Here is a 2,584-nt window from a genome sequence, read left to right as displayed (position 1 = left end):
CGATTTTTCTTCGTTCATAAACCCGCTCAATTCCAACAACCCGCTGGCTACGATCGCCGCGGCGGAAGCATCCCGTTCTTCGTTGGGAATATTCGGGGCCTTCAAATCCCAATAGAATATTTTATCATCCGGCAGATTGGGATGGCTTAGCAGGAAATCGGCGATATGCATGGCCTGGTCCAGGTACTTCCTTTCTTGTGTTTCGCGGAACATCATCGTGTAGCCGTAGAGCGCCCAGGCTTGTCCGCGCGACCATACCGATTCGTCCGCCGCGCCCTGGTGAGTTTTCTGCGCCAGCACTTCGCCGCCAGGGCCGTAGCATACCACGTGATATGAGCTGAAATCAGGACGGAAGTGGTTTTTCAGCGTCGCGTCCGCGTGACGGATACTGATATCATGATACCGGGGGTCTTTCGTTTCGCGCGAAGCCCAGAAAAGGAAATCGAGGTTCATCATGTTATCGATGATCACAGGATAATCGAACTCGCGGAATGTATCCCAGGAGCGGATCACGCCTCTCGCGGAATCGAAGCGCGACGCGAGCGAAGCGGCGCCCTGCAGCATAACGCGCTTGTATGCCGTATCACCGGTCAGCCGGTAACCTGCGCCGAAGGGGTAATAGATCATGAATCCGAGATCATGCGTAGTAGTGTTGAATTGCTCTTTCTCTACAGCCATCGTCCATTTGTGGGCGGCGGATTTCCACTTTTCGTCTTTGGTGTAATCATAGAGTTGCCAGAGCGTGGCGGCGAAGAAGCCGCTGGTCCACCAGTCGGAGGGCATGTCGCGCAGCGAGCTGTCGGCGTTCAGGGAATGCGGGATTTTTGTGGTGCCTGGATGGGCTTCCAACATCTTTTCATAGCGTTGCAGCGCCACCTGCATCCTGGCATTCACGTCGAGCGCGGGGCGTTTGCAGGCGGTAAAAAAGAGTAGCAGCAACGGTAGTGTACATTTCATCAGTCTGATCATTTTCTGCATTGCTTATTTAATGATTTGAAACAGTGATATAGGTTTGATAGAGCCTCTCCAGCTGTGGTCCGCTCATTGAGCCGTCGTGCACGATGAGCCTGTATTTCAGCGTCCATCCATCTGGCGGGAGGAGCCTGGGAATGCGGCCCGGGAACACGGAATTCTGCATGCTTTTCTTTTCCCGGAGTATCCAGGATGTGGAAGCGCCCGTACTTTCCGGATGCACCAGTAATGTGAGGCCGCTTTTCTTCCCTGTTTCGAAGGAACCTGAAAAATCCATCCAGGCAGCGGCTTCCACCGCTTTTTCACGGGCGGCGATTTTATGACCACCCGAATGAAAAGAGATATCCGAAGGGAGTGCGAAGCGCAGGCAAAATCCGCCATATCCTTTTTCGTCATTGGCGCCGCCGAGCGCAACGCTATCCATTTTAGGCACCAGCCGGATCGTGAAATCTATGGCGCGGTAATGCGCTGTTGCGGGATGCACCAAGATGGCCGTATGCTCGCGGATGATTTCCGGCTGATTTGCCGCTTCAGTTAAGATCCAGCGCAATTCCGCGTCGATGTAAGCAGCGCCCCGGCGCTTGCCGCTATTCATTTTTAGAGGTGAAAATGAAATCCCTTCAGACACCCATCCGTCAGCCACAGATTTGCCACCCTGCAACACCTGGTGCCAGGCCCAATAAATACCGCGATGATAGGGATGATCCGCAGGACCGTCTTCCGTAAGAATTACGCCATCCAGGTTGTAGAGCGGATGCACATATCCCGCGCGTTCGAAGGCACCATTAATTTGCAACGGCGCCGCCTGGTAACCCATCACCAGTTTCCCTTTTTCCGAAATCAAAACACCAGTTTCAGAACGCTGCAGCGACAACGATGGCCTGCATGCAAACAGCGATGTGATCATCAAAATTCCGATGCCCGCTTTCATTTTTTCAGGGGTAAAACGATGAGCATATCCTTATCCATCAACACCGGCTTCGTGACGCCGCCGGATATTACGCGGTAAGGTTTCCTCGTCAATTGCCTGCCGTCTTTCATGGAATAAGACTCCAGGTAACAGGACGCCTGTCCTGCTTCATCCGTGTTTCCTTCCCACACCACGGCGTCCGTATCATCCTTCACAACCACTTCCCTGTTTGCTGCCGGGCGGCCGTTTTTAGCCACTGTTTTCAAATCCAGTTTCCATTGTACGGAAAATGAATGACCGGCGCCGCCCATGCGGATGGCAAATGTATCATTGACAATTTTGTTCGAGCGGATCACCACTTCTTTGGCCACGCAATCGCGGCAACCGTCAAAGCCCATCAAAAAAGGTTTATAATCCGGCAGCGCGCCTTTCGATTTTACGATGGTATTGTTGGTGATGAGCGACCGGGACGCGCCGCCATATTTGCCCGCGATCCAGATCGGGGGCACATTGGAGGTAATGTGGTTGTCGTAGAACTTCCCTCCGAAACCCTCCATGCCGCCGGTGATGAAGAACGCGGCGGCGAGGGTTTTGCTGCCGGGATCGGTGTGCTCGATCACGATTTCGTTCCCGAAAATATCATTATCACCGCCGCTGGCGCTATAAAAAAATGCCCACGACAGCGGAATATATTCCTTCGGA

At 53.3% G+C, this 2,584-nt stretch carries 3 protein-coding genes; all 3 read right to left on the bottom strand.

Features of this window, described 5'->3' with window-relative positions; genetic code table 11:
* On the bottom strand, positions 1-957 hold a 957-nt coding region (locus Q0510_RS07775), incomplete at its 3' end, for a glycoside hydrolase family 88 protein (RefSeq protein ID WP_298709797.1).
* 28 nt (positions 958-985) lie between these two features.
* The gene (locus Q0510_RS07770; protein ID WP_298709795.1) at positions 986-1,903 is read right to left on the bottom strand and encodes a DUF6807 family protein; all 918 of its coding nucleotides are present in this window, start codon (positions 1,901-1,903) and stop codon (positions 986-988) included.
* Positions 1,900-2,584: hypothetical protein (locus Q0510_RS07765; protein WP_298709794.1), on the bottom strand; the 685-nt coding region annotated here is incomplete at its 5' end. The genes Q0510_RS07765 and Q0510_RS07770, both read right to left, overlap by 4 nt.

This window comes from uncultured Chitinophaga sp. (assembly GCF_937874145.1).
Taxonomy (GTDB): Bacteria; Bacteroidota; Bacteroidia; order Chitinophagales; family Chitinophagaceae; genus Chitinophaga.
The sequence above is the reverse complement of the archived record's forward strand: the minus strand, read 5'-3'. Positions and strand labels throughout refer to the sequence as shown.